Origin of the sequence: Nonomuraea rhodomycinica (assembly GCF_013363995.1) — a bacterium.
Lineage (GTDB): Bacteria > Actinomycetota > Actinomycetes > Streptosporangiales > Streptosporangiaceae > Nonomuraea > Nonomuraea rhodomycinica.
Map to the genome: position 1 here is coordinate 44,945 of NZ_JABWGO010000014.1, position 25,201 is coordinate 70,145.

Here is a 25,201-nt window from a genome sequence, read left to right on the forward strand (position 1 = left end):
ACCCGAGTGGGAGGCCTCAGGCCGGCACCTGGTCGTGGCGCCTGTCAGCCGGCAGGGTGCCTTCGACCACGTCGCGCAGCTGCGACCGGGCGGTGACGCCCAGTTTGGGGAACACCCGGTAGAGATGGGAGCCGACCGTGCGCGGCGAGAGGTAGAGCCTTTCGCCGATCTCACGGTTGGTCAGGCCGCGCGCCGCGAGCCGGACGATCTGCTGCTGCTGGGGACTGAGCTCGGTGAAAGCACTGGGCACGACGCCGCCGGCGGCCTCGATGCCGGCCGCTCGCAGCTCCGCCTTCGCCCGCTCGGTCCACGGGCGCGCGCCGAGCCGCCGGAAGGTGTCGAGTGCGGCGGTCAGCAGCGGGCGGGCCTCGGCGATGCGCCGTCGCCTCCTGAGCCACTCGCCGTACTCCAGCCGGGTCTGGGCCCGCTCGAACGGCCATTGCTCGCCCGTGTCGCCCGCCAGCGCCGCCCGGAAGCAGGGTTCGGCGTGGTCGGGTTCGGCGAGCAGGGCGCGGCCCCGGTCGAGCAGCGCGGCGATCCGCGCCGACCTGTTCGGCCCGAGCCGCCGCGCCGACCGCTCCAGCAGTTCGGCGGCGTCCGCCCGCCGCCCCCGGCGCACGGCCGCCGCGGCGAGTTCGCCCAGGACGGTATAGGAGACGTGGTAGTGAACCGGGTCGCCGTCGTCGGTGAAGGCGGAGCGGAACTGCGCGTACGCGGTGTCGTAGTCGCCCTCGGCCACGGCGGCCAGGCCCAGGGCCCGGCGGGCGAAGACGGCGACGGAGCGGCTCTCCAGCGGGTCGACGAGGACCAGCGCTCGCTCGGCGCGGCCCCGCGCCTCGTCCGCCTCGCCGAGCAGCGCGAGCGCCGTCGCGTCGAGCACGTGCGCGCACGCCTCGGCGTGGCCCAGCCCGGCCACCGAGGCCGTCGCCGAGATCTCGGCGGCCACCGACCGGGCCTCGGCCCACCGGCCCTGCTCCAGGTAGGTCCAGCCGACCGCGCTGCCCAGCCCGTCCGGCAGCGAGCCGTAGGCCTGCCACCGCTCGTACGCCTCGTCGAAGGTCCTGGCGGCCAGCGCGGTCTCGTCCAGGACCCAGGCCACGATGGCGAGCGCGGTCAGGCTGCCGGGGTCGTCCTTGGCGCCGGCGATGAGTGCGGGCAGCGCCGGGGCGAGCGCGGCGCCCGCGCCGCCCGGGTCGCACACGGCCCGCACCCAGGCGTGCAGGGCGCCACTGCCTGGGGAGCCGGGCAGGGCGGAGAGCAGGTTCGCGATCCGGTGCCGCTGGGACTCCTCGCCCGAGTAGTAGCGGACCACCGCGGCCGCGGCGAGCGCGTCGAGCGCGTGGGGCGAGCCGGTGGCCGCCGCCTGTTCGGCGATGCGGGTCAGCAGGGCGAAGGCCGCCGCGTGGGGCCGGCGCAGGGCCATGAGCTGCCCGGTGGCCAGCGCGGCCCTGCTGATCAGCGCCGGGTCGTCGCTGTGCTCGCGGACCTCGGCGGCCAGGCGTTCCACCCAGCCGAGCTGGCCGGTGAACACGGCCATGGCGGCGGCCTCGGTCAGCAGCCGCGCCTGGTCCGAGCGGCGCGGACTCAGCTCCGCGGCGCGCTGCAGAGCGGCGGCGGCGGCCGCGTGGCCGCCCCGGCGCCGCGCCCGGTCGGCCGTCCGTCGCAGGGCGGCCGACACCTCCTCGTCGGGACGCGTGGTCGCGGCGGCGAGGTGCCAGGCCCGGCGGTCGGGCTCCTCGCTCAGCTTCGCCAGGGCCAGATGCGCCTGCCTGCGCTCCTCGAAGGAGGCGGCGTGGTAGACGGCCGAGCGGATGAGCGGGTGACGGAAGGAGATCCGGGGGCCGTCCTGGCGTACGAGATCGGCCCGCTCCGCGGGCGCCCACGCCCGGTCGCCCGCCTCGGGGAGCCCGCGGGAGGCCGTCGGCGCGTCGGCCCCGTCGGCGGCGGCGAGCAGCAGCAGGGCGCGGCGGGTCGCCTCCGGCAGAAGCGCCGCCTGCCCGGCGAAGATCCGCTCCAGCCGGTCGGTGACGGGCAGCGGGCCCTCCACGCCGCTGCCGCCGGGGTGCAAGCTCGCGCCGGCGCGGGCGAGTTCGACCAGGGCCAGTGGATTGCCGGCCGCCTCCTGCAGGATCCGCACCCGGGCCCGGCCGGTGGGCGGAACCGGCTGCCGGTCGAGCAGCCGGTTCGCCGCCTCACCGCTCAGCGGGCCGAGCTCCAGGCGCCGGTAGCCCTTGTCGAGCCCGGGCAGCGCGGCCGCGGCGCGCACGCCCACCAGCAGCGTGACGGGTTCGCTGTCCATCCGCCGGGCCACGAAGGACAGAACGTCCAGCGACGCGCGGTCGATCCACTGGGCGTCGTCGACCACCACGAGCAGCGGCGCCGGCTCCGCCAGGTCCGACACCAGGGTGAGAACGGCCTGGCCGACGAGCATGCCGTCGGGGGCCTCGGTGCCCTCCTCCAGCCCCAGGACGGTCCCGAGCGCCGCGCGCTGCCGCGGCGGCAGGCCGTCCAGCTCGGCGAGCACGGGACGGAGCAGCTGATGCAGGCCCGCGAACGCCAGGTGCGCCTCGGACTCGCTGCCGAGCGCCCGCAGCACCCGCCCGCCCTCGCCCCGCACGCGGCCGGCCGCGAAGCCGAGCAGCACGCTCTTGCCGGCACCGGGCTCGCCCGTGAGGATCAGCACCTCGCCGTGGGACCGGCCGGCGGCGATGCGCCGCAGGATTTCCGCGGTTTCGGTTTCCCGGCCCACCACCGACACGTCGTGTTCGCGTGCCGATCCTTGCGCCGTTCCACCTTTTTCCACGGATTCTCCATGAATTGCCATTCGCTCGGATAACGCGTGTTCTCAACGTGTGCGACGCCCCGGACTATTCCGGCCGGCCGAGGTCTGTAGTGCAGTCGGGTGACTGATACCGGCCGGCGCCTGCCCTGAGCACGATGGTCGGTATCCGGAAAGCGGCCTGACCTGACCCTGCGTGGGTGCGGATGAGGGCGGGACGCGATGAATGATTCCATCGGAGTGCGGAAATGAGCAGCGTAAATCCTTCACCTTCCCTGACCCGGCGCGGGTTCGTCGCAGCCGCGGCGGGCCTCGGCGCCGCCGGGCTGCTGGGCGGCGCGCCGGCCCGCCCGGCCGCCGCGGCGGCCACGAAGGTCGAGACGATCCGGCTGGGCAAGGTCACCGTCACCCGCGTCATGGAGTTCAGCGGGCCCGTCGGGCTGACGTCGCGCGAGTTCTTCCCCGGCAGTCCGAAGGAGCTGTGGGAGGAGAACGAGGACTGGCTGAGCCCGGACTTCTGGAAGCCGGGCACCGACATGGTCCACTCCGCCCTGCAGACCTGGGTACTGCGCAGCGAGGGCAGGACGATCCTGGTCGACACCGGCGCCGGGAACGACAAGTTCCGCCCGTACGCCAGGCAGTGGCAGTACATGGACACGAACTTCCTGCGCCGGCTGTCCCGCGCGGGCGTCCGGCCGCAGGACGTCGACGTCGTCGTCAACACCCACCTGCACAACGACCACGTCGGCTGGAACACCCGGCGCGAAGGCCGTGACTGGGTGCCGACCTTCCCCAACGCCACCTACCTGATCCCGAAGGTCGAATTCGACTTCTGGAACCCCGCCGGCCCGGTGCGGCCGAAGTACAGGCAGGGCAATCAGAACGTCTGGGAGGACAGTGTGCTGCCGGTGCACCAGGCCGGCCTGGTGCAGCTGTGGGAGGACTCCCACACCCTCGGCCCGGGCCTGAAGCTGAACCTCGCCGCCGGGCACACTCCCGGCTCCTGCGTGCTGCGGCTGGAGTCCGGCCGTGACAGGGCGGTGTTCATCGGCGACCTGCTGCACACCCCGCTGCAGCTCGAACACCCCGAGTTCAACAGCTGCTTCGAGGAGGACGAGAAGCAGGCGCTCGCCACCCGGCGCCGCGAACTGGAGTGGGCCGCCGACCACAAGGCGCTCATCCTGCCCGCGCACCTTCCCGGCCACGGCGCCGCCGAGGTGGAGCGCAGCGGCAGCCACTTCAAGATCAAAAAATGGGCGGGTTTCAGCCGCGGCTGACCCCCGGCGGCTCTGCAGCTCACGGAAGGATCGTCATGCCGCTCAGAAAGACGGCGTCGCTGTGGGAGCGCCTCGCCGCCGCCGATCCCGGGCTGATGCGGCTGGTCTCCGCGATGCGCGCCGTCCTCGGCGCCGCCGTGTCCCTGACCGTGCTGGCGGCCCTGGGACAGCCCGACACGTCGTTGCTGGCTGGCGGGTTCACCGCGATGGTGACCTCGCTGGCCGTCAGCGAGCTGCACCCGCGCAACCAGCTCATCACGCTGGCGCTCGGGGCTCCGCTGTCCCTCGCGGCCCTGGCCGGGGGAGCCGTGCTGAGGCCGTACCCGGTCGTGGCGGGATCGGTGTTCCTGCTGCTGATCCACGTCGCCGTCCACGTCCGCCGGTACGGCCCCAGAGGGCAGGGGGCGGGCGTGTTCGCCTTCATGGCCTTCTTCCTGGCGCAGTTCACCGGGGCACGAGCGGTTCAGGTGCCGCAGCTCGGCGCGGCGGTGCTCGTCGCGTTCTGCGCCGTCGTGGCCGTTGGCCACTGCCTGGGGCACATGACGTCGTCCCGCGTCCTGGCCCGGTTGCGGCGTAGCTTCGACGGGCGGCTGCGTGACGTCCTGCGGGACACGGCCGCCGTGCTCACCGCCGGACCGGACGCCGGCGCACTTCGCCCGTCGATGCAGCGCCGCCTGGACAGGCTTCACGCGGCCGTGCTCCTGATCGGGGACTTTCTCGGTGAACGCGCGGTCGATGGGGCAGCCGACGGCCCGCTTCTGGGGTACCTCGCCCGCGTGGAGGTGGCCGCCCAGCGGCTGGCCGTCCTCGTGTTCCGCGCCGCCCGCACACCGGTCGCCGCAGGCGATCTCGCCGAGGCGGACGGGCGGCACCGGCTCGCGGCACGGATCACGATCCTGCGCCACCAGCTCGCCTCCGGCACGCCTCCCACCTCCGGCCGGCGAACGCGGGAACGTGAGATTCCGCCGGCCGCGTCCGCCTCGTTGCGGGACTGTCTCCAGGGGCTCGACGAACTGGCCGCTCTGCTCCGGGGCACCGCCATCCCGCCGACCGGGGCATCCTGCGCCTGCCGGTGTCGCAAGGCGGGCTTCCAAGAGCGCGGACGGGGAACGACCCGGCAGGCCCTGCAGGTGACCACCGCCTGCGCGCTGTCCATCCTCGGCGGCCACCTGGTGTCCCCGGAGCACTGGTACTGGGCCGTCATGGCCACGTGGGTGGTGTTCGTCAACACCGAGAGCACCGGCGAGGTGCTGCTGCAGAGCGTGCGCCGGCTGGCGGGCACCGTGCTCGGCGCGGCGTTCGGCTACGGCCTGGCCACCCTGGCCGCACCGTACGGCCCGCTGCTCCTGGTGCTGCTGCTGGCGTGCATGTTCGGGATGTTCTACACACCGGCGGACGCCTACTGGGCGGTCACGTTCTTCATCACCGGCATGCTCAGCATGCTGCTCGCGCTGCTGGACACGTTCTCTGCGGACGTGCTCCTCGTGCGCGTTCAGCAGACCGCGCTGGGAGTCTCCTGCGGCGTCCTCGCCGCCGTGGTCGTGGCGCCCCTCACGGTCCGCCGCGCCCGCGAGGAGGAGCTGGCCCACGTCCTGCTGATCCTGCGGCGCCTGCTGGACGCGACGACGCCGGGCCCGGGCACCGGCGGCACGACGAGCCTGATCCGCGCGGCCCATGACTTCGACCGGGCAGTGGAGTCCTTCCGCAGGGCCTGCCTGCCGGTCGTCCACCCGCTCAATCCCCGGCGCGGCCGCCGTGATCGCGCCCGCCACCTGCTGGAGGTGCTGGACGCCGCCGCCTACCACGCACGGAGCCTGGCCGCCGTGGCCGGGCGACTGCCGCCGGGCGGCGACGCCGCGTACGCCACCCGGGTCACCGCGGCGGCCGGCCGCGCGCAGGAGAGGGTGACGCACCTGATCCGGCTCACGGGCCGCCGGCCGGGCGCCGCCTGCCTTCCGGCACGTCCCGAGGTGGCCGGAGCGCTGTCCCTGCTCTCCGGCGAACGGCGGATGCGTCGCGGGCGCGTGTCGCCGCGGCGGCGTCTGCTGGTCCACCTCCACCGTCTCGACCTGACGCTGGCGACGCTCACCCGAGCCCTCGACCCGCCCCAACCGGCTGCCGCGCAGGTGCAGTCACGTGACGCATACCGCGGCACCTGCCAGCCGTCGCACCATGGGTGAGCAGGGCCGTCATGGAGACGGACGCGTACCGGACGGCCCTGTTCGGGCCAGCGGTCAGGCGGACCGCCCCGCAGGCGAACGGCACCCCTCATCCGTCATGAGCGACCGCTCCTCCGCGTTGCGGCCCGAGCCGCGAAATCCATCGAACTGGAGACAACCATGGACACCATCACCCTGGGCGACGTCACGCTGACCCGGGTCCGGGAGTACTTCGGCCCCGTCGACATGACACCCGAGACGTTCTTCCCCGACAGCCCGGAGCGCGCGTGGCAGGACCACCGTTCCTGGCTGGTGCCGGACTTCCTGAACGCCGAGACCCGGATCGTCAACTCGGCGATCCAGACCTGGGTCCTGCGCAGCGAGGGCAGGACCATCCTGGTCGACACCGGCGTCGGCAACCACAAGGAGCGCCCGTACGCGCCCGTGTGGAACCGGCTGAACACCGACTTCCTGGACAACCTCGCCCGCGCCGGAGTCCGTCCCGAGGACGTCGACCTCGTCATCAACACGCACCTGCACATCGACCACGTCGGCTGGAACACCTACCTCGACGGCCGGACCTGGGTGCCGACGTTCCCCAACGCCACCTACCTCATGCCCAGGGCGGACTTCGACTTCTGGAACCCCGCCAACGAGCACAAGCCCCGGCTGGGCCGCGGCAACCAGAACGTCTTCGAGGACAGCGTCGCCCCCGTTCACGAGGCCGGCCAGACCCTGCTCTGGGAGGACGGCCACCGCATCGACGGCAACCTGCGCCTCGACCTCGCCCCCGGCCACACGCCGGGCTCGTCGGTGCTGACACTGGAGTCCGGGGCGGACCGGGCGCTGTTCGTCGGCGACCTGCTGCACAGCCCGGTCCAGATCCACGAGCCCGACTCCAACAGCTGCTTCTGCGAGGACCCCGCCGGGGCCCGCGCAACCCGGCGCAAGCTCCTGGGTTGGGCGGTCGACAACAACGCCCTGGTCATCCCCGCGCACCTGGGCGGCCACGGCGCCGCCGAAGTGGTCAGGGAGGCGGACAAGTTCGCCATCAAGGGCTGGGCGCCCTTCGCCCCGTACACCGAGCAGGCCTGAGCGCCTGCGGAAAGGCACGACCGTGAACCACCACCCCGACCCCGTCGCCACCACCGCACAGGGAGCCGTCCGCGGCCTGCGCCAGGGCGCCGCCCTCACCTTCCGCGACATCCCCTACGCCGCCCCGCCCCGCGGCGCCGGCCGCTTCGCGCCGCCGCGGCCGCACGAGCGGTGGGACGGCGTACGGGACGCCACGGCGCCGGGGCCCAACGCGCCGCAGTCCGAACGCAAGCTCGGCAACGTGGACATGTCTCCCTACTTCGGCGCCGGTTGGAGCCGCGGGGAGGACTACCTCACCGTCAACGTCTTCACCCCCGCCGCCGGCGGTACCGGGCTGCCGGTCATGGTGTTCGTCCATGGCGGCGGGTTCGTCGCCGGCTCGACGCGGTCCCCGATGTACGACGGGTCCGCCTTCGCCCGCGACGGCGTGGTCCTGGTGACCCTCAACTACCGGCTCGGCATCGCCGGGTTCCTCGACCTGCCCGGGGCGCCCGCCAACCGGGGCCTGCTCGACGTGGTCGCCGCGCTGCGCTGGGTGCGGGAGAACATCGCCGCCTTCGGTGGCGACCCGGGCAACGTCACCCTCTTCGGCCAGTCGGCCGGGGCGACCATCGTCGGCGGCGTTCTGGCCACCCCCGAGGCCGCCGGCCTGTTCCGCCGTGCGATCGTGCAGAGCGGCAGCGGCCTGGGCGCGTTCACCACCGAGCAGGCCGCCCGCGTCACCAAGGCGGCGGCCGAGGTGCTGGGCGTCGGGCCCCACGCCCGCGACTTCGCAGGCATCCCCGACGAACGCCTGGTCGAGGCCGCTTCCCGGCTCTCGGGCATCGACCTGCGGACCGAGACCCGCCACGACCCGTTGATCGGGCTCAGCCCCTTCAGCCTCGTCCTGGACACGCAGCCGGCCGAGTCCGTCGCCGCCGGGCTGGGCGCCGACGTCGACCTGCTCGTCGGCACCAACGCCGAAGAGGGCAATCTCTACCTGGTGCCGGTGGGCGCCTACGCCACCTCGACCGCCGCCGACGTCCACGAGGCGGCGGCGCGCTCGCACCCGGATCCGGCGCGGCTCGTCGGGACCTACCGGGCCTCGCGTCCCGGGGCGTCCCACGCGGAACTGCGCTCGGCCATCATGGCCGACGCCCTGTTCGGCGCGGGCAGCCGCGCCCTGGCCGGCGCGCACGCCGCCCATCCCGGCTCCGCCACCTACGCCTACGAGTTCGCCTGGCGCTCCCCGGCCCTGGACGGACAGCTCGGCGCCACCCACGCGGTCGAGCTGCCCTTCGTCTTCGACCTGGCGGACCGGCCCGAGCTGAACGGCCCCAACGCCCTGCTCGGCCCCGGCCCGGTGCCCGTGGGCCTCGCCGCCCGCGTGCACGAGACGTGGATCCGGTTCGCCAGGACCGGCGAGCCCGGCTGGGACCCGTACGAGAACGAACGCAGGGCGACCATGCGCATCGACACCGAGTGGACCCAGATCGACGACCCCCGCCCCCAGGAACGCCAGGCCTGGAACCAAGGGCCTGCAGAGAAATGACTCGTGGCATCCCGGATTCCCAGCCGATGGTCTGGTATGAGCGCGTCGGCGGAGACCGCGATGCGCGGTTCTGCGTCCTCAACGAGCAGGTCCGCGCGCACCGCGATACCGGCAGCCGGTGATCGGCGTGGACGACTTCCCGCCAAGCACCGTGGGTCAGCTGATGGGCAGGTCCTTGCGGGCCTGTTCCAGGTCGGTGGCCCAGATCCACAGTCGATGCGGTGGCGGCACCCGGCGAGCCGTGCGGGCCGACCTCGGTCAGCGTGCGCAGGTCGACGCACGCCCGCTGAAGCGACCTTCATCGACAGCGCCCATCTTCAAGGAAGCGACGGGGCTGGAGCTGGCGATGCTGGACGGCGTGCGGGTGGCGCCGGATTTATCCCGCTCTGTTCGAGCCGGAACCAGCCGCGCCGTCCTCCGGTCCCCGCGCTTCGCCCCCGGGTTCACCCTGGCCGAAGAACTCTCACCGTGAGAGCCCTCGGGTTCGGCATCGGACGCGAGAATCCCGCATCCGATACGAGTCCACGCTGATCACTAAGGCCGCCTGACCTGCTCAAAGAGCGAGTGACAGCAGGTCGGGGGCATATCCGTTGGATTTTCCGCGATTACTACCGGTACCCCTAGGGCGGAGGCCGGGGCGTTGCGCGAGCCGGTCGGGCAGCGTCGGGGATCAGGCGTCGGTGGACCGCGACAGCGTGACACCGGCGGGCCTGACCTCCCCCGCCCGCGCGAGCTTGCCGCGGATGACGAGAGCCATCCCGGCCAGCGTGAGCCCCATTCCGGCGAGCTGCATCGGCGCGGGCGCGCCGGCGAGCCGCGACAGCGCCGAGCCGACTCCCACCAGCGGCGGGACGGCGAGACCGAGCAACGCGGAGTAGGACGGCCCGCCGGTCAGCAGGATGCGGTGCTGCAGGAGATAGGCCGGCACGTAGACCACGATGCCGAGCACGGCGAGCATGCCCAGCGCCGCCCAGCCGACCCGCTCCCCCGCCGAGACGTCCGCCGCCGCCCACGCGGCGAGCGGGACCGTCCCCACCGCGAAGATCGGCAGGATGCGCGGCGCCATCGCCCCCTGGTAGCCGCGGTTCGTCCTGCTGAAGTACAGGCCGTAGAAGGCCATGGACAACATCGCGGCGAGCGCGACCAGCGAGCCGAGGGCGACGTCGTCGCCGAGTGTCCCCGCCAGCCGCGGGATCGTGTACAGCGCGGCACCGGCGACCGCGACGACCGTTCCGGCGACGATGCGCGGCGCGGGCCATGTGCGCAGCATGACGCTCTCGGCGATCAGCACCACGGCCGGGGTGAGGGAGAGGGTCAGCGCGGGCAGCGCCGGCCCGGCGAGGCTGATCGCGACGGTCGAGAGCACCGTGTACGCGGTCACGCCCGTCAACGCGAGCAGCACGATCTGCCACCACCGGTACCTCACGCCCTTCCGGCCTCTCGCGGCCGGCGCTGCCCCGGCGGACGGCCACCAGGTGAGCGCGAGCAGGCCCAGGACGGTGAAAGCGGTACGGCCGGCCGACACGATCGCGGTGCTCGCGCCGCGCAGGGACGCCTCCACGATCAGCCAGGTCGAGGCGAGCAGGACGACCAGCGCGGCGGACTGCCAGATCAACCTCCCCCTGCCCCCGTGCCCGCTCACCGCGCGAGGGTCTCGTAGACGGCGCAGGTGCCCTCCACCATCCGCGCGGCCGTGTACAGCCGCTGGTGGCGGTCGCGCGCGCGACGCGCCATCCCCGCGCCACGTTCCTCCCCGGTCAGGACGCTCAGCGCGGCCCCCGCCAGGGCGGGCGGGTCGTCCGGAGCGACCAGCAGGCCGTCGATCTCGTGCCGGACCAGCTCGGGGATGCCGCCCACCGCCGCCGCCACGATCGGGATCCCCGAAGCCATCGCCTCCAGGACGACGAGGCTGGCCGCGTCGCCCCGTGACGGCACCAGGAGCACGTCCGCACCGATCTCCGCGGTCAGGGCGCCCGACACGCTGCCGTAGAAGCGCGCGTGCTCGGCGATCCCGAGAGCGGAGACGAGCCTGCGGAGGAGTGTCTCGTCGGGGCCCGTCCCCACGAGGTGCAGTTTCGCGCCCGGCAGTTGGCCGAGCATGAGCTCGAACGCGAGGATCGCGACATCCGCGCCCTTCTCCGGCGACAGCCGGCCGCAGTACAGCACCTGCGGCCCCGAGCCCGGCTCCAGCCTGAAGCTCGACGCGGCGGGGACGTCGACGCCGTTCGGCACGTGGTGGACGCGGCCCGCGTCGCCGAGGAACTTGCCGATGGCCCTCTGCGCGAACTCGGCGACGGTGATGACCGGGAAGTCCGCGCCCGTGGCCAGGGCGGCCTGGAGGAACGGGTCGACCGGGTGGTACATGTGCTGCGTGTACAGCAGCGGCGCCCCGATCGCCGTCGAGAGCTCCGCGCCGCGGAAGCCGGCGTGCATCAGGTGGGCGTGGATCAGATCGGGCCGCCAGGCGGCGCCCGTCGCGAAGAGGACGGCGGGGTCGGCGGATTCCCCCGGCGCGGGCAACAGGGTCGGGTCGACGAAGACGTCGGCGCCCGCTCCGCGGCAGTGCTCGGTCAGGACTCCGTCGCTTCCGGCCACCACGCCGACTTTCAGTCCGCGGGCGATCTGGTGGGTCACCTGGGTGGCGACGTGGCTGACCGTTCCACCGGTCGTGGGGCCGCACTGCACCAGATGCATGACACGCATGTGTTGCGTCCTTTCCTGAGGGGGCCGTTAGGGCTGGCGTCGGTGTCCTTCGGTGATCAGCTGCCTTCGACGGAACGGGCCATCAGGGCGTTGCCCGCGGTGAGCCCGCCGTCGACCGTCAGGACCGAACCGGTGATCCAGCCGGCGCTGTCGGAGGCCAGGAAGCAGATCGACGTCGCCACGTCCTCCGGCTCCCCGACCCGTCCCAGCGGGTACCACTGCTTGAGCGCCTCGAAAGTGGCGGGGTTCCTGGCGACCTGCTCGTCCCACGCCGGGGTGCGGATGGTTCCGGGGCTGACGGCGTTCACCCGGACGCCGTGCCCGCCGTACTCCACGGCCAGCGAGCGGGTCAGCGAGACGATCGCCGCCTTGGCCGCGCTGTAGGAGGGGTGACCGAAGAAGGCGAAGGCGTTCACCGAGACGACGTTCACGATCACGCCGTCGCCGCGGGCCATCATGCTGGGGAGCGCCGCCTGCGCGCAGCGCACTGCGCCCTTGACGATCACGTCGAGGTCGGTGTCCCAGAGGGACTGCGGAGCCTCGTGAAAGCGGGGTGGCACCGGGCAGGCCACGATGGCGTTGTTGACCAGGACGTCCACCGGGCCGCCCAGGTGTCGCGCGGCCGCCGCGAACCCCGTGGACACGCTCTCGCTGCGGGTGACGTCCAGCCGCAGACCGATCGCCTCGCCGCCGTCGGCGATGATCTCCTCGGCGAGATCGACAGCGCCGGACTCGTCGATGTCGGTGACGGCCACGGCCGCGCCCGAGGCCGCCAGCCGCCGCGCCGTCACCCGGCCGACTCCCCCGGCCGCACCGGTCACCAGCGCCACCCTCCCGCTCAGGTCGAACCGGTCTTGACGTCCGCTCATGCCGGCTCCACCTGCCCGTTGCCGAAGTAGGCCCGCAGCGATTCGTCCAATTCGGGCACCCATAGGAGGGCCCCGCCGTCCCGCAGCGAACGGGTGGCCAGGTCACCGGCGGCCACCGCCGTCCGCGCGTCCACCGGTGAAGTGTCGGTGGGCCCACCCTCGCGTACGAACCGAACGAACTCCTCGATCACCTTCGCGTCCGCCCCGCCATGCCCCTCGACCGGGCCGGGGATGCGGAACTCCGCGTCCCCCGCCGGGTCGTAGTCGCTCCGGCCGGTGTTCCACAGCCGGATCGTGCCGCCCGGCCCGTCACCGAAGTTCTCCAGCCGCCCGGCGTCGCCGATCACCGTGAAGGAGCGCCAGTAGTCAGGGGTGTAGTGGCACTGCTGGTACGCGGCCAGCACCCCGTTGTCCAGCCGCAGGTTGAGCAGCGCGAGATCCTCGACGTCGATCACCGGGTTGAGCCCGCGCTGCCTCGACGGCGGCCACTGCTCCCTGCTCAGACAGTCGTCCGGCTTCGGCGCCCCCGCATCGCGCCGCGGAAGGTCACCGTAGACGGTCAGCCCGCCCATCGCCTGCACCGCCTCGGTGGAGCCCCCGACGATCCAGTGCATGGCGTCGAGGTCGTGGCAGGCCTTCTGCAGCAGCAGGCTGTTGACCTTGGACCGCTCGGCGTGCCAGTCCTTGAAGAAGAAGTCGCCGCCGTGGCCCACGAAGTGCCGGATCCACACCGTCTTCGGGATGCCGATCTGGCCCTCGCGCACGAGCCGGCGCATCAGGCGCACCACTTCCATGTGCCGCATGTTGTGCCCCACGTACAGCCGGGACCCGGACGTCCTGGCGGCGCGTAAGACGGCGTCGGCGTCGGCCACCGTCGTCGCCATCGGTTTCTCCAGGTAGACGGCCTTGCCGGCGCTCAGCGCGTCGACGGCCACCCGGGCGTGGGTGTGGTCGGGGGTCGCCACCAGCACCGCGTCGATGTCGTCGCGGTCCAGCAGGCGGCGGTAGTCGGTCTCGGCGGCGTTCGCGCCGAAGAAGTCGGCCTCCTTGCGGAGGGTGGTCTCGTCCAGATCGCAGACGGCGGTGATACGCGATCCGCGCCCAGGTTCGCGGTGGGCGGCGACGGCGAGGCTGCGCCTCAGCCCCAGGCCGATGGCGGCGATTCGGAGATCGTCCATGCTCTGTCGGGCTCTCCATCACGTTGAGTCGTCGAGCTGTGTTCCTCGCACCACACTGTGCGGTCGGGCGGCACCTGCATTGCGGACGGCGCGCTCAGGCGCCGCCCCGCGTTGCCGTCGCGCGCCGGGACGTGCTGGACGAGGAGGGCGTCACGGTCGCCATGCCGGACCAGCGACGCCCTCGTGCCTCAGGGGCATCCGCCAGCAGTGGTCATCGGCCGTTGATGGCCACCTCGAGCAGGTCGATCATCGAGCCGTTCGCGTCACCGTTGAACGCCAGCCTGACGTACCGGGCCTTGGCGCTCAGCGGATAGCGGTTGGGGAACCCGAAGTCGGCGGTGCCGGTGGGACCGTTGATCGTGCCGGCGTCGTTCCATGACGCGCCGTCCTCGCTGATCTGGATCTTGATCGTCTTGGGGATGTTGAGATACTTCTGATCGAGGGAGTTGAAGCTGATCGCGATGCCGGAGAGATCAGAGTTCGCCGGGAGCTTGAACTGGATCCACGCCGCCTCGCCCGCCGGCACCGACCACTTCGACTGATCGAAGCGAGCGCCCTCGATCGTCCGGCCGTCGACGAGGTTGGCCACTCCGCCCTGCGGGTGACTCGAGGTGATCTCCGCGGTCCTCGCGAGGTTGCGGTACGGCAGCAGGTCCATGAAGACCCTGTTGGTGGTCACGGTCTTCCCGTCCAGCGTCACATCCGCCCATACGACGCCTCTGGTGGGCTTGTCCACGGCCGGCGTGATGATCTTGTTGCGGCCGAAGGAGAACGTGTCCACCTCGTGGATGGCGATGGGCTTGTCCTTGTCGCCGCCGCTCAGGTCGACGATGCCGCCGTGCCATCTGATCCGCGCCGCGCCCAGTCCGACCGGTCCCCCCTTGGCCGACCTGCCTTCCAGCGTGTAGCGCAGCCCGTCGTTCAGCGGGAACTCGCCGTACGCTTCCTTTCCCGCGATGAGCAGCGACGCATCGATCATGTCGTCGGCCGCGTGGACGACGCCGTCCCTGACTCTGACCCTCAGCGTGCCCTGTCCGGTGACGCCCTCGTGCCGGCCGGAGACCGTGATGGTCGTGGTGCCGTTCGACCTCGCGGTCACGACCCCTGGGCCGTGCACCGCGGCCACCGCGGGGTTCGCGCTCCGGTAGGTGAGGTCCGAGAGCTTCACCTTCAGCGCGGGATAGGTCATGTATCCCTCGGCGCGGACCTTCAGCATCGAGGGCGCGATCTGGTCGGCGACCGTGACGACGTCGGTCAGCTTGTACGTCCGCGCCGGATCATCGGTCACGATCTTGATGATCGTGTCGACCGGGTCCTCCCGCACATCGGCCAGGTTGATCGACAGGCTGTCTCCGTGCTGGCTGAACGAGGTGATCGGAACGTTCGCGTTCAGCCCGGTCACGGACGTCACCCGATGGCCGACCGGGCTGATGGTGAGGGATCGGCCGGGGATCGCGTCGAAGCCCTTCTTCCCGTCCGGCCCTCTCATGATGTGCAGATAGATGGCGTTGTCCCGGGCGGTCGCGTAACCCCATTGCGGGCCGGTCGCGTCGTTCGGGAAGGCGAACTTCTCGTAGTTGCCTCGTCCGTCGTCCTCATAGCCGTGGCCGGACAGGAAGTACGGTGTCGTCCCGGTGGTGGACTCGTGTCTTTCCGGGCCGCCCTCCGGGGCGAACCAGCCGATCAGGTTCTCTCTGACGTCGATGAACTCCTGGGCGGCCTTCGGGTACCGCGTGGCGATCTCCTGGGGTGTGTGCCAGTTGGGCCCGCGGCTGTCGATGATCGACTGATCGTTGTTGTCCGCGTATCCCCGGCCGGCGTTCATGACCATCTCCTTGGCCACCTGCCGGTAGTCATCGCGCTTGCCGTAGTACGGCGACAGCTCGTCCCTCGTGTGGATCATTTTCCACGGTTCCATGGTCGTCCGCTTGAGGAGGTGGTTGCGCGACGCGTTGGCGTAGATTCCCGACGCCTCCGCGGTCCGCAGGTCGGGGTCGCCGTACTCCTCGCCCCAGGCGTTCGAGTTCACGATGATCGTGTCAGAGTAGTTGCGGATGCTGCTGTAGATGACGTCGAAGTTGTCCGACTTGTGCCCCTGAGGGCCGTCGAAGTACAGATAACTCGGGTCATAGCGGTGGATGAGGTCGGCGATGTCCTGGACGGTCACGTCAGTGTTCCGGGACGCATAGTAAAGGCCGAACCTGATTCCCTGGCGTTTCACCGCCTGTTCGAACTTCTTGATGCCGTCGAGGACGTTCCCGTGCTCGTCCTTCGGATAGTAGAGGTGCCGATCGCTCTTCGGGTCGCAGAACTTCGAGGGCCAGAAGTAGGCCTGCTGGTTGGTCTCGACGGACACCAGGGAGTGGCCTTGGCTCTTGGCTCTCCCCGCCCATCGCTCCACGGAGAAGTTCGGATCGACGAAGGAACCGTAGACGGCGGTGGCATGCGTCAGAGCGCCGACCCGCCCCTGTTCAAACCATTTGTTCGGGCGCTCCTTCACGGTGAGGGTGAAGTCCTTCGTAGCGCTGCTTCCCGTGCCGTCGGTCACCTGGACGGTGAAGTGATGGTCGCCGGGCTTCGCGTCGCCGCCGATGACGCCCTTGGTGCTGTTCAGGTCGACCTTTCCGTTGACCAGGCCGTCCGCGATGGTGCCGTCGGGGTTCAGCTCCAAGCCGTCGGGCAGCTTCCCGGCGGTCACCTTCCAGGTGTACCCCGGGGTCCCTCCGGCTGCCATGAACTGGAAGGCCGAGGCCGAGACGCCGTAGGGGTTGCCGCTGACGGACTTGTTCCAGACGTAGGGCCATTCCTGGTAACCCACGGGCAGGCCCTGCGACACGATCGTGAGGGTGTCCGAAGGCCCCGCGACGGAGTTGACCAGGCCGGCTATCCGGTTGCCCGCCTGGTCGGCGACCCGACCGTAGAAGCCGAGATAGGCCACGTTCTTGTCCTGCGCCACCGGCACGCCGCTCGCGTTCACGTCCTCGGTGTACGTATGCCTGATCTGGACCATCAGCTTGTTCCAGCCCCGGTGGAGCTGGACGGCGGTCTTCGTGAGATCCTTCTGCACTTCCGCCGGCGTGCTCGGGCCCGTCACGCACCTGTCGTTGACGAAGAGCCGGTACGAACCGCTCGCGCCGACGTTGAAGGATGCCCGCTGCTCCTGCGGGCTGTAGACGTAGGTGTGCGCGTAGACGTACTTGTTCCTGGTGTCCACGCCTCGCTTGACCGTGTAGTACCCGTAGAGATCCTGGTAGTCGTCGTAGTTACGGTTGTAGACGCGGTCGTCGAAGTAGTCCCACTTCCTGCTCTCGCCGCCGAAGCTCAACGCCTCGCCGACCTGCGGGGTGATCTTCGACTTCCCCTCGGCCGGTTCCGTCCTGTTGTAGACCTCGATCTCGGCGATCCCCGTGATCGGCGGGTACGGCTCGCGGCCCTTGTCGATCTCCACTCTCATCTCGCGAACGTTCTTCAGGCCCGGTTGTGCCGTGTAGAGCGTGGGATTCGAGGCGCTGTCGACCTGACCGGACTCCACCTTGCTGCCGTCGTCAAGGGTGAAGGTGAGGTGGTACCACTTGTTCACGTGCCGCGAATCACCCCACTGCGCGATGCGCACCTCGTTGAGCGCGATGGGCTCGCTCCACTTGAGGTTCACCCACGGGGTGGAGTCGTTCTCGGTCACCCACTGCTTCCTGGTGTCGCCATCAACCAGATAGGCGACCGGATTCACCGCGAGAGTCGATGACGAAGCTGTCATCTCCGACGCCCGGGGAGCCTCGTTCACCGGCTCGCCGGTCTCACATTCGTAGAGCTTCTCGACCACCGGCGAGCCGAACGGGCCCGACACCAGCCACGAGTCGATGAACGGCGCGTCCCCGGCCACCTGCTGGGCGTACGCCCTCCCGGTGAGGACGCCGAACAGCAGCGACGCGAGGGCGGCCACAACACCTAAGACTTTTCTCAATGTCCCAGAACCCTTCTGCCCAAGGCTGTCAGGCCTTGCGGCTTCCGGCCGACAGTCCCGAACGCCAGTGCCGCTGCAGCACGATGAAGGCGATGACGAGGGGAACGACCGAGATCAGCGAGCGGGGGCCACGCGGTCGTACCAGGTGCATGGCTGGAAGCCGAGGGCCGTCGTACCGGCATGCGACTTGGATCTGCTGAAAGGACAGCGGATCACATAGATCAGATCTATAACTGGTCACCCGTCGCCGTCGGCAGGTGCACGGACAGGATCCGCTGGCATTTGTTCAGGCCAGCGGCTTGATCTCATTCGACTCTCAGTGTGTTGCGTCATCCTCTCGACGTCAATAGATTCCTAATATCGACCCATCCTTTCAGCATGAATCATAAATATGAGGCTCTCGGCGGGTCCGCGCCACGAGCAGGCCGCGCCGTGTGCGCCTCACCGATCAGGCCGGCGGACAGGTCATCTCTCTCGCGGGGAGGTCCTGGGAGACGACCGGCCCGCGCCGCAGAAGGCAATGACCGACACCTTCACCGCCCGTGCTCGCCCCGCGAAGTCGCCGGCCCCGCCGAACTCGCCTTCACCGTGCAGATCCGGTGTGACCGGTCTCGGCGTCACGGGCGAACTCGCGGACCAGGCGCATCTCCCCGGGTCGTGAGCTGCCCCGCGTGATGTGCTGAGCCGTGCGACGGATCCGACCGGTCGCCACGCAGTCGTGAACCGCGATGCCCGGGAACGACAAAGACGAGGCGTGACCTTGTTGCACCTGGAACAGCCATGAACGTCGAAGATGGCCGCATCATCGAGCGGTCACTGAGCGAGCCGGAGGCGTTCGCCGAGATCTTCGACCGTCATTTCCGCACCATCCATCGCTACCTCGCGCGACGCCTGGGAACCGACGCCGCGGACGACCTCGCCGGTGAGGTGTTCACCCTGGCTTTCGCGCGCCGCACCACGTATCGCATCGATCAGCCGGTCGCGTTGCCGTGGCTGTACGGGATAGCGGGCAACCTGATTCACGCGCATCAGCGCGCGCGACGACGCGACGCGACGCTGATCGGGAGCCTCCCGCCGGAGTCCACCCCCCCGCCTTCGAGGACGCGGTGGAGTCCACCGTCGACGCGCGCCGCCGGATGCGTCGGATCCGGGAGGCGATCAGCGACCTGTCCGAGGCGGACCAGACGACGCTGTTCCTCTACGCATGGGAGGACCTGAGCTATCAGGAGGTGGCAGCGGCCCTGGACGTCCCTGTCGGCACAGTCCGCTCCCGGTTGTACCGGATACGACGCCTCTTGCGTGAACCGCTGCGCGCGAGCCAGGCCATCGAAGAACTCGGGCGCGTCATCAGGACCATCTTCATCTGCGGCTACCTCGCCGACGAGGCACTCCGGCAGGAGATGGCAGGAGATCCACGAGGGACTGAACGTGGTCGAGAACCGGAACTCGGCGAACAAGGACCTCTTCTACGGCAAGGCCGGCGACCTGACCGGCGACGACCCCAAGCTGCGCGCCCGCCTCACCCCCGAGGACCTGCGCGGCCTTTCCGCTCTCTTCTGGAGCCGCCTCCACCTGTACGGCCGCGTGGTCACGGCGCCGGGAGGGGGGCCGGTGCCGCTGGTGTGGCTGCCCCGAAGCTGCCAGGTCGTGGCCAAGCTCCCGACGCGCAACGGCAACACGAGCACCCACGAACCCCGCCACACCAGCAGCCGCACCAGCGAAAACCAAGACGGTGGATCTACAGTGAAGATCCGACTGCACCTCGGTCAGTCGATGCCTTCGACGATGCGGAAGTCGCGCTCGAAGCCGTCGGGGAGGGCGACCAGCGCCTTCTGGTATTCCTCGCTCTCGTACGCCGCGACGGCCTGTTCAAAGCTGTCGAACTCGATCAGAACGACGCGTTGCGTGATTCCGGCCTCGTGGGCGACGACTCGACCGCCACGGGACAGGACGCGCCCGCCCCCAGCCTGGACAGCCGGACGGGCCAGCTTGTTGTAGGCAGTCAGGCTCTCAGGGTCGGAAATGGCGGGGTAGACACTGACCCAGTAGCCCTTAGCCATGGAAACCTCCTGTGTTCGGCCGGACACGTCCGACTTCGACGGGTACCGCGGTCCGGTGAATCGTCATATGCGCAGGTTAGGGCTTGATGTGCGGTCGAGGGAAAGACCGGTACGGGATAGCCTCAGAACGGATCGTTATCAATCGGCAGGGAGGGCACATGGCGCCGGATACGGTGAGCCTGCGGTACTTCCTGGTGCTGGCGCAGGAGTTGAACTTCACCCGCGCAGCCGCACGGATCGGTATCGCACAGCCCGCACTCAGCGCCCGGATGCGCCGATTGGAGGCGGAACTCGGTACGGCCCTGCTGGTCCGCAACACGCGTAGCGTCGTCTTGACCACGGCCGGTGCGGCTTTGGCGGAGTCAGCGCCGCCCGCGCTGGCGGCGCTGGACCGGGCATGGGACACCGCCCGGAGCGCGGCGGCCGGTGAACTGGGCACGCTGCGCATCGGATACAGCCTCAGCACCGGAGCCGAGACGGTACCAGCCCTGGTGGACAGGCTGATTCGCGCCAACAGCGGACTCCAGGTCGGCGCGGTCCCGATGGCGACACCGGAGATCTCCCCCGCGGTCGCCGACGGCCGCATCGATGCCGGGATCACCCGCGGTGAACAGCCGGGCAGTGGCGTGCGCCGGTACCTGCTGCGGCGTCAGCGCGTCGGGGTCCAGCTGGCGCAGCACCATCCGCTGGCCGAACACCCTGAGATCGAGATCGCCGACGCGGCCGCGTATCCGCTGCGACTCCCGGACCGTGCGGCCAACCCCGTGATCCACGATCAGCTGTCCGCGCTGTTCCGAGACATCCGACCACACCCCCGATTCCACACGCCCGCGGTCTCGTTCGACATGTCTCAGCGCGACCTGCGCGACGGGGTCACCCTCGCCCCGGCCGGAGAAGCCGCGGTCACGGCATCACCGGCCGGTCTCACCTGGCGACCGCTGCGGGGCGCGCCCAGCTTGACGATCCACTTGGTCCTCCCACGCGAGCAGTCGCCGCTACACCGCCGCGTCCGTGCCGTCGCCAAAGCCCTGGCGCACGAGCTGCACTGGCTGCCGGACTGACGTCCAAGAGGTCAAGCGAGACGGACGCCTGCGGTGGCGCGGCCGAGTCGGCGCAGTTGAGCGCTCTGCTGGAGGCATCGGCGGGCAAGTGCTGGTCGCATCTGGAGCGGCTACGACACCCGCCGACGCGGACCATGGGCGTCGGGATGGCTCGGACGTGGGAGCGCGTGGAGGAGAGCCCCGCGTTTGAGTTCGGGCGGGTGAAGTTGGGTGCACCTGCCACACGAACCGTCTGTCGCCGCTGGCTCGCCCAGACGTACACCGATATCGTACTATCCGAAATCGTGAAGTCCGAGTCCGTATCACTGAACCGGTCCGCGCTGCTGGCCTTGCAGCGCGCCACCCACGCCACCTTGCACCTGATCTCCACTGAACTCGTCGACCTCGACCTGACCGCCTCCGAGATCAACGCACTGGCCAACCTCGCCGACGGTCATGGCCGCACCGTCTCCCAGCTGGGGGCCGCGGTCGGGGCCCGCCCCACGACGCTGACCAGCGTGCTGGACCGGCTGGAACGCCGCGGTCACATCACCCGCGGCACGCGCGCCGGCGACCGCCGCTCGGTGCTCATCGAACTGACCGACTCCGGGCGCGCGGCGGCCGCCGTCATCGCCCAGACCCTGACCGACATCGAGAACCGCGCGCTGGAGGGCCTGCCCGCCGAAGCGGTCGCCGGCTTCTACGCCGTTCTGGACGCGCTGATCAAGGAAGGGTCATGACCACACACGACCACGGCCCGTACTCCGGCCAAGCGGCACACGTCAACCGGCCGCTCAAGACGCTGACCGGCTCAGAGGAGCGCCGACGACGGCATCCGCACGCCGGCCAAGGAGTGAACGGCACAGACGAGGAGTCCTCGCCGTTCACCGAGTTGATGGGGGAGGTGATGGCGACTGCCGAGCGGTTCGGGCACCGCCAGCACGTCCAACTGACGTGGCTGGCCGTCCGCCGCTACGGCACCACAGCGGCGGTCGACCTGATCAGCGACGGCATCCAGCGCACCGCCCGCTACGCGGGCGCACCACAGAAGTACAACGCCACCGTCAGCCGGGCCTGGGTCGAACTGGTGGGCCACCACGCCGGACAGTCGAACACCGACGACTTCGACGCGTTCGCCGACCATAACCCCGCGTTGCTCGACAAGAGGCTGCTCGCCCGCTTCTATAGGTCCTCGACGCTGGCAAGCGGCCCGGCCAGGACCGGCTGGGTCGAGCCGGACCTCGCTCCGTTCGATGAGACGGGGCTCAAGTCTCGTGCCTGTCTGCCGCCGAACCGCGCCTGCATGGGGATTTCGGCAGTGTGGTTCCGGCGACCGAGTTCGGTGATGGAGAAGTGAGCCGAGGACAGCCGGCCGTTCCCGTGCCGGGGGAACGGCCGGCCTGGTCCCTAGGGCGCCTCGACCAAGGTGCGCAGGGTCAGTGGTCGGGCAAGTATCCGGTCAAGGACCTGCTGGGCGTGACGCAGGTGCGGGGTGGTGAAGTGTTCGTCGAAGGCCTGCCGGTTCTCCCAGCGTTCCACGATCACCATGGAGGCAGGGTCGTTGGGGTCGACGTAGGCCTGGTAGGCGAGGCAACCGGGTTCGTCCAGCGTCGGCTCGATCAGGGCTTCCAGTGCCGTACGGAGCCGGTCATGCTGGCCGGGCGCGGCCAGGAACTCGGCGATCACGAAAAGGGACATGATGGGGCCTCCTTCACGCGTGCCGGGCCGGACCGCTGCCCGCGCCGGACACGGTGATCGCGGTGGCGATCTCCTCGAGGTCGGCGGGAGTCAGTTCCAGCGAGCCGGCACCGATCCAGCCATCGACCTGGGCGGCCGTGCGTGCGCCCACGATCGCGCCGGTGATGCCGGGCCAGGCCAGCACCCAGGCGATGGCGACCTCGGCCACGGTGCGGCCGTGACACTCGGCGATCGGCCGCAGCGCCTCGGCGAGCCGGAGGTTGGCGGTCAGGCCGGCGGTGAAGTCGTGGTGGGCGGTGCGCCAGTCGTCGGCGGGCAGGCCGGCCACCCGCTCGGCGGAGAACGCACCGGTGAGCAGCCCGGACTGCAGCGGCGAGTAGACGATGACACCGGTCTCGTGGGCGCGGGCCCAGGCGATCTCGGCGGCGGACGACCGGTTGATCGCCGAGAAGGGCGGCTGGATGACATCGACATGCGCGATCCGCTCGGCGACCTCCAGCAGGTCTGGCGTGTGGTTGGACAGCCCGATCGCCCGGACCTTGCCCTCGGCCTTCAGATCGGCCATGACCTGCCAGTACTCCTCCAGCGGGGTGGCGTTCGGCGACACCGCTCCGAACCCGCCGCCGGCGTACTCCAACGACTCGCCGGTGTCGGGATAGTGCACCTGGTACAGGTCGATGCGATCGGCACCCAGCCGCCGCAGCGAGTCCTCGATCTCCCGGCGGACGCTGGCCGGCTTCATGATCCGCCGGGGCGCGGCCGACGGATCGTCCGGGTCCCAGACCAGGCCGACCTTGGTGAAAAGGTACGGCCGGTCGGCCTCGGGCAGGTCGGCAACGGCCTTGCCGACCAGTTCCTCCGAATGGCCCAGACCGTAGACGGCGGCGGTGTCGATCCAGTTGACGCCGGAGTCGACGGCGTGGCGGATCGCGGCGACCGACTCGGTGTCGTCGGTGGCGCCCCAGCTGAAGGTCCAGCCCGAGCCCGACACGGCCCACGAGCCGAAGCCCAGCCTGGTGATCTCCATATCGGTACGCCCGAGCCGGTGAACGGGCAACTGCGAAGACGTCACGTGCGTGAACCTCCAAGGTCTTGCCGCCACGGTGTGCCCGAGGTGGCGCCGGAGTCGTTCCGGCGCCACCTACTGTGGGCGGGCGGCCGCGGCTCAGCCAGGGGCGGCGCGTGCCTGGGCACGCCATGACCAGGCACGCTCAGGCGCGGGTCCGCGATACTGGTGCGCATGATGTGGGATCGGCGTGCCGAGCTGGGCGAGTTCCTTCGGTCACGGCGGGCGCGGCTGCGTCCGGAAGAGCTCGGCCTGACCGCGTACGGGCAACGGCGCCGTGTCCCCGGGCTGCGGCGCGAGGAGCTGGCGCAGCTGGCAGGGGTCAGCGTCGACCACTACATCCGGCTGGAACAGGGACGCACCTTGCACTTCTCCGCCGAAGTGCTGGACGCGGTGGCCCGGGCGCTGCGGCTGGACCCCGCCGAACGCGCGCACCTGCATCGCCTGGCCCGGCCCGCTCCCCCCGTTCCGCCCGGCGTGCCCGCCACTGCCGACCGGCCGCCGCTGCGCGCCGGCATCCACCGGATGCTGGCATCGATCCACGACGTGCCGGCCTACCTGGTCGACCGCGACACCACCGTCCTGGCCTGGAACCGGCCCGCCGCCGCGCTGATCACCGACTTCGGGGCGCTGCCGCCCGAGCAGCGCAACATGGCCCGGCTGACCTTCCTGGACGAGGGCATCCGCCACCTGTACGCCGACTGGCCGACACGAGCCCGCGACATCGTCGCCTTCCTCCGCCTGGACGCCGGGCATGAGCTCGCCGATGCGTCCGTCGCCGCCCTGGTCGCGGAGTTGTCGGCCGCCAGCGACGAGTTCCGCCGGTTGTGGAGCGAGCACCGGGTGAAGGACAAACGCCATGGACGCTACCTGTACCGGCATCCGCTGGTCGGGGAGCTCGAGCTGGCCTATGAGGTCTTGCGGCTGCCGGATCACCCGGGGCTGGCACTCGTCGTCCACACCGCCGAGGAAGGCTCTGCCTCCGAGACCGCGCTCCGGCTCCTGACCACCTGGGCCGGTCAGGAGACACCTGCCCCCTGACCGCCACTCCCCGGCGCGGCGGACGCGTTCCGGCCACCGGCGAGGCACATCAACGCTCCGCCCCTCACAAGAAGGGGACCAAGCCCCGCCGCACGCCCCACCTGATCTGCCGCTCACCCTCCGCTCGCCAAGTCCCATGTGCCGCGGGGTGAGGCAGCGGCCCGTGGCGGAGCTGGTCACGAATGCGTTGAAGCCGCTGCTCGTCCCGTGACTGAGGAAGGGAGCGGCTGTTCGTCAATGAGCTGGGCGGCCAAGATATCGGCGCAGCGCTTCTCGCCCACCTGGAACGAAGGGCCCTCGATCGACCACCTTCCGCAGTTCGAGGTCCGTGAGCCAGGCATGCCAAGCGATCTCGGACGGATCTGCAGCCAAAGGCTCGGCGATCAAGGCCTCGTGCACCCCGAACCAGACAGGGCTGATCCCGTCCCGGCACAGGAACTTGAACAAGAAGCGGACCGGGACGCCGGCGCCCAGTTCCTCGACCAGTTCGCGGGCCGCCCCGGCCTCATACGATTCGCCTACGCCCACGGCGCCGCCGACCATCACGTCATAGTGGCCGGGAAAGCGCACATGCCCCTCGGCTCGGCGCAACACGAGGATCCGCCCCATCGGATCGCGGCAGATCGTCGTCGCGATCCGATGCATCCACCGCCGACGCACCGCCTCTGCCCGCTCCACGACTTCCAGCACGCGGTCCTGTTCATCCACCCGCTCGACCAGCTCACCCATGCAGCACACGGTCGC

The 25,201-nt window shown here is 70.6% G+C and carries 21 protein-coding genes and 1 pseudogene; 11 read left to right on the plus strand and 11 right to left on the minus strand.

Features of this window, described 5'->3' with window-relative positions; genetic code table 11:
• Window positions 1-16: 16 nt before the first annotated feature.
• Window positions 17-2,749 (minus strand): helix-turn-helix transcriptional regulator, encoded by a 2,733-nt coding sequence (locus tag HT134_RS38860; protein WP_312888753.1) that lies wholly within the window; start codon window positions 2,747-2,749, stop codon window positions 17-19.
• Window positions 2,750-3,027: 278 nt separating this feature from the next.
• Between HT134_RS38860 and HT134_RS38865 the strand changes: the two genes are divergently transcribed.
• From HT134_RS38865 to HT134_RS38885, 5 genes are all read left to right on the plus strand, one after another.
• On the plus strand, window positions 3,028-4,056 hold the full coding sequence (locus HT134_RS38865) for an MBL fold metallo-hydrolase (protein WP_175605497.1): 1,029 nt from the start codon (window positions 3,028-3,030) through the stop codon (window positions 4,054-4,056).
• 35 nt (window positions 4,057-4,091) lie between these two features.
• Window positions 4,092-6,236, plus strand: a complete 2,145-nt coding sequence (locus HT134_RS38870; protein ID WP_175605498.1) for an FUSC family protein — start codon at window positions 4,092-4,094, stop codon at window positions 6,234-6,236.
• 168 nt (window positions 6,237-6,404) lie between these two features.
• A complete protein-coding gene (locus HT134_RS38875) occupies window positions 6,405-7,310 on the plus strand; it encodes an MBL fold metallo-hydrolase (RefSeq protein WP_446685771.1) in 906 nt (301 codons plus the stop codon).
• Between the two features lie 22 nt (window positions 7,311-7,332).
• Complete coding sequence (locus tag HT134_RS38880; protein WP_175605500.1) at window positions 7,333-8,841, plus strand: carboxylesterase/lipase family protein; 1,509 nt, start codon at window positions 7,333-7,335, stop codon at window positions 8,839-8,841.
• Window positions 8,842-8,959: 118 nt separating this feature from the next.
• The gene (locus HT134_RS38885) at window positions 8,960-9,313 is read left to right on the plus strand and encodes a hypothetical protein (protein WP_175605501.1); all 354 of its coding nucleotides are present in this window, start codon (window positions 8,960-8,962) and stop codon (window positions 9,311-9,313) included.
• 198 nt (window positions 9,314-9,511) lie between these two features.
• On the opposite strand, the gene HT134_RS38890 is transcribed toward HT134_RS38885, so the two are convergent.
• The 6 genes from HT134_RS38890 to HT134_RS47355 form a co-directional block, all read right to left on the minus strand.
• On the minus strand, window positions 9,512-10,483 hold the full coding sequence (locus HT134_RS38890; RefSeq protein ID WP_175605502.1) for a DMT family transporter: 972 nt from the start codon (window positions 10,481-10,483) through the stop codon (window positions 9,512-9,514).
• Window positions 10,480-11,544 (minus strand): glycosyltransferase family 4 protein, encoded by a 1,065-nt coding sequence (locus HT134_RS38895; protein ID WP_175605503.1) that lies wholly within the window; start codon window positions 11,542-11,544, stop codon window positions 10,480-10,482. The genes HT134_RS38890 and HT134_RS38895 overlap by 4 nt, the downstream gene beginning before the upstream one ends.
• Window positions 11,545-11,600: 56 nt before the next feature.
• Window positions 11,601-12,413 (minus strand): SDR family NAD(P)-dependent oxidoreductase, encoded by an 813-nt coding sequence (locus tag HT134_RS38900; RefSeq protein WP_175605504.1) that lies wholly within the window; start codon window positions 12,411-12,413, stop codon window positions 11,601-11,603.
• Complete coding sequence (locus tag HT134_RS38905; RefSeq protein ID WP_175605505.1) at window positions 12,410-13,591, minus strand: Gfo/Idh/MocA family protein; 1,182 nt, start codon at window positions 13,589-13,591, stop codon at window positions 12,410-12,412. The genes HT134_RS38900 and HT134_RS38905 overlap by 4 nt, the downstream gene beginning before the upstream one ends.
• 211 nt (window positions 13,592-13,802) lie before the next feature.
• Window positions 13,803-17,531 (minus strand): discoidin domain-containing protein, encoded by a 3,729-nt coding sequence (locus HT134_RS38910; protein ID WP_175605506.1) that lies wholly within the window; start codon window positions 17,529-17,531, stop codon window positions 13,803-13,805.
• A 49-nt stretch (window positions 17,532-17,580) separates the two neighbouring features.
• The gene (locus tag HT134_RS47355; RefSeq protein WP_281387872.1) at window positions 17,581-17,703 is read right to left on the minus strand and encodes a hypothetical protein; all 123 of its coding nucleotides are present in this window, start codon (window positions 17,701-17,703) and stop codon (window positions 17,581-17,583) included.
• A gap of 629 nt (window positions 17,704-18,332) precedes the next feature.
• Between HT134_RS47355 and HT134_RS48215 the strand changes: the two genes are divergently transcribed.
• The gene (locus tag HT134_RS48215) at window positions 18,333-18,770 is read left to right on the plus strand and encodes an RNA polymerase sigma factor (RefSeq protein WP_217708874.1); all 438 of its coding nucleotides are present in this window, start codon (window positions 18,333-18,335) and stop codon (window positions 18,768-18,770) included.
• Window positions 18,656-18,910, plus strand: a pseudogene (locus tag HT134_RS44990) (RNA polymerase sigma factor); the annotation flags it as partial. The gene HT134_RS48215 and the pseudogene HT134_RS44990, both read left to right, overlap by 115 nt.
• A 408-nt stretch (window positions 18,911-19,318) precedes the next feature.
• Here the strand turns inward: HT134_RS44990 and HT134_RS38925 are convergent.
• Entirely contained in the window at window positions 19,319-19,612 is a 294-nt protein-coding gene (locus HT134_RS38925) for a DUF1330 domain-containing protein (protein WP_175605507.1), read from the minus strand.
• A gap of 158 nt (window positions 19,613-19,770) precedes the next feature.
• Between HT134_RS38925 and HT134_RS38930 the strand changes: the two genes are divergently transcribed.
• The 3 genes from HT134_RS38930 (at window position 19,771) to HT134_RS44995 (ending at window position 22,009) form a co-directional block, all read left to right on the plus strand.
• The gene (locus tag HT134_RS38930) at window positions 19,771-20,673 is read left to right on the plus strand and encodes a LysR family transcriptional regulator (RefSeq protein ID WP_175605508.1); all 903 of its coding nucleotides are present in this window, start codon (window positions 19,771-19,773) and stop codon (window positions 20,671-20,673) included.
• Between the two features lie 284 nt (window positions 20,674-20,957).
• On the plus strand, window positions 20,958-21,392 hold the full coding sequence (locus HT134_RS38935; protein ID WP_217708875.1) for a MarR family winged helix-turn-helix transcriptional regulator: 435 nt from the start codon (window positions 20,958-20,960) through the stop codon (window positions 21,390-21,392).
• Complete coding sequence (locus HT134_RS44995; protein ID WP_217708876.1) at window positions 21,389-22,009, plus strand: hypothetical protein; 621 nt, start codon at window positions 21,389-21,391, stop codon at window positions 22,007-22,009. Before HT134_RS38935 ends, HT134_RS44995 begins: the two co-directional genes overlap by 4 nt.
• A gap of 50 nt (window positions 22,010-22,059) precedes the next feature.
• Here HT134_RS44995 and HT134_RS38945 read toward each other — a convergent pair whose 3' ends face one another.
• Window positions 22,060-22,350 carry a putative quinol monooxygenase gene (locus HT134_RS38945; RefSeq protein ID WP_175605509.1) on the minus strand — a complete coding sequence of 97 codons (291 nt, stop codon included), beginning with the start codon at window positions 22,348-22,350 and terminating at the stop codon, window positions 22,060-22,062.
• A gap of 13 nt (window positions 22,351-22,363) precedes the next feature.
• The gene (locus HT134_RS38950; RefSeq protein ID WP_312888754.1) at window positions 22,364-23,422 is read right to left on the minus strand and encodes an aldo/keto reductase; all 1,059 of its coding nucleotides are present in this window, start codon (window positions 23,420-23,422) and stop codon (window positions 22,364-22,366) included.
• 168 nt (window positions 23,423-23,590) lie between these two features.
• On the opposite strand from HT134_RS38950, the gene HT134_RS38955 reads away from it, so the two are divergent.
• Window positions 23,591-24,457, plus strand: coding sequence for a helix-turn-helix domain-containing protein (locus tag HT134_RS38955; protein WP_175605510.1), 867 nt, complete (start codon window positions 23,591-23,593; stop codon window positions 24,455-24,457).
• A gap of 234 nt (window positions 24,458-24,691) precedes the next feature.
• Here HT134_RS38955 and HT134_RS38960 read toward each other — a convergent pair whose 3' ends face one another.
• Window positions 24,692-25,186: an NUDIX hydrolase gene (locus tag HT134_RS38960; RefSeq protein WP_175605511.1), complete on the minus strand. Its 495-nt coding sequence runs from the start codon at window positions 25,184-25,186 to the stop codon at window positions 24,692-24,694.
• Window positions 25,187-25,201 lie beyond the last annotated feature (15 nt).

Coding starts and splice junctions, on each gene's coding strand:
- HT134_RS47355 (WP_281387872.1), bottom strand. CDS start 17,703: ATGCACCTGGTACGACCGCGTGGCCCCCGCTCGCTGATCTCGGTCGTT.
- HT134_RS38925 (WP_175605507.1), bottom strand. CDS start 19,612: ATGGCTAAGGGCTACTGGGTCAGTGTCTACCCCGCCATTTCCGACCCT.
- HT134_RS38865 (WP_175605497.1), top strand. CDS start 3,028: ATGAGCAGCGTAAATCCTTCACCTTCCCTGACCCGGCGCGGGTTCGTC.
- HT134_RS48215 (WP_217708874.1), top strand. CDS start 18,333: ATGAACGTCGAAGATGGCCGCATCATCGAGCGGTCACTGAGCGAGCCG.
- HT134_RS38960 (WP_175605511.1), bottom strand. CDS start 25,186: ATGGGTGAGCTGGTCGAGCGGGTGGATGAACAGGACCGCGTGCTGGAA.
- HT134_RS38895 (WP_175605503.1), bottom strand. CDS start 11,544: ATGCGTGTCATGCATCTGGTGCAGTGCGGCCCCACGACCGGTGGAACG.
- HT134_RS44995 (WP_217708876.1), top strand. CDS start 21,389: ATGACCACACACGACCACGGCCCGTACTCCGGCCAAGCGGCACACGTC.
- HT134_RS38945 (WP_175605509.1), bottom strand. CDS start 22,350: ATGTCCCTTTTCGTGATCGCCGAGTTCCTGGCCGCGCCCGGCCAGCAT.
- HT134_RS38905 (WP_175605505.1), bottom strand. CDS start 13,591: ATGGACGATCTCCGAATCGCCGCCATCGGCCTGGGGCTGAGGCGCAGC.
- HT134_RS38955 (WP_175605510.1), top strand. CDS start 23,591: ATGATGTGGGATCGGCGTGCCGAGCTGGGCGAGTTCCTTCGGTCACGG.
- HT134_RS38900 (WP_175605504.1), bottom strand. CDS start 12,413: ATGAGCGGACGTCAAGACCGGTTCGACCTGAGCGGGAGGGTGGCGCTG.
- HT134_RS38930 (WP_175605508.1), top strand. CDS start 19,771: ATGGCGCCGGATACGGTGAGCCTGCGGTACTTCCTGGTGCTGGCGCAG.
- HT134_RS38870 (WP_175605498.1), top strand. CDS start 4,092: ATGCCGCTCAGAAAGACGGCGTCGCTGTGGGAGCGCCTCGCCGCCGCC.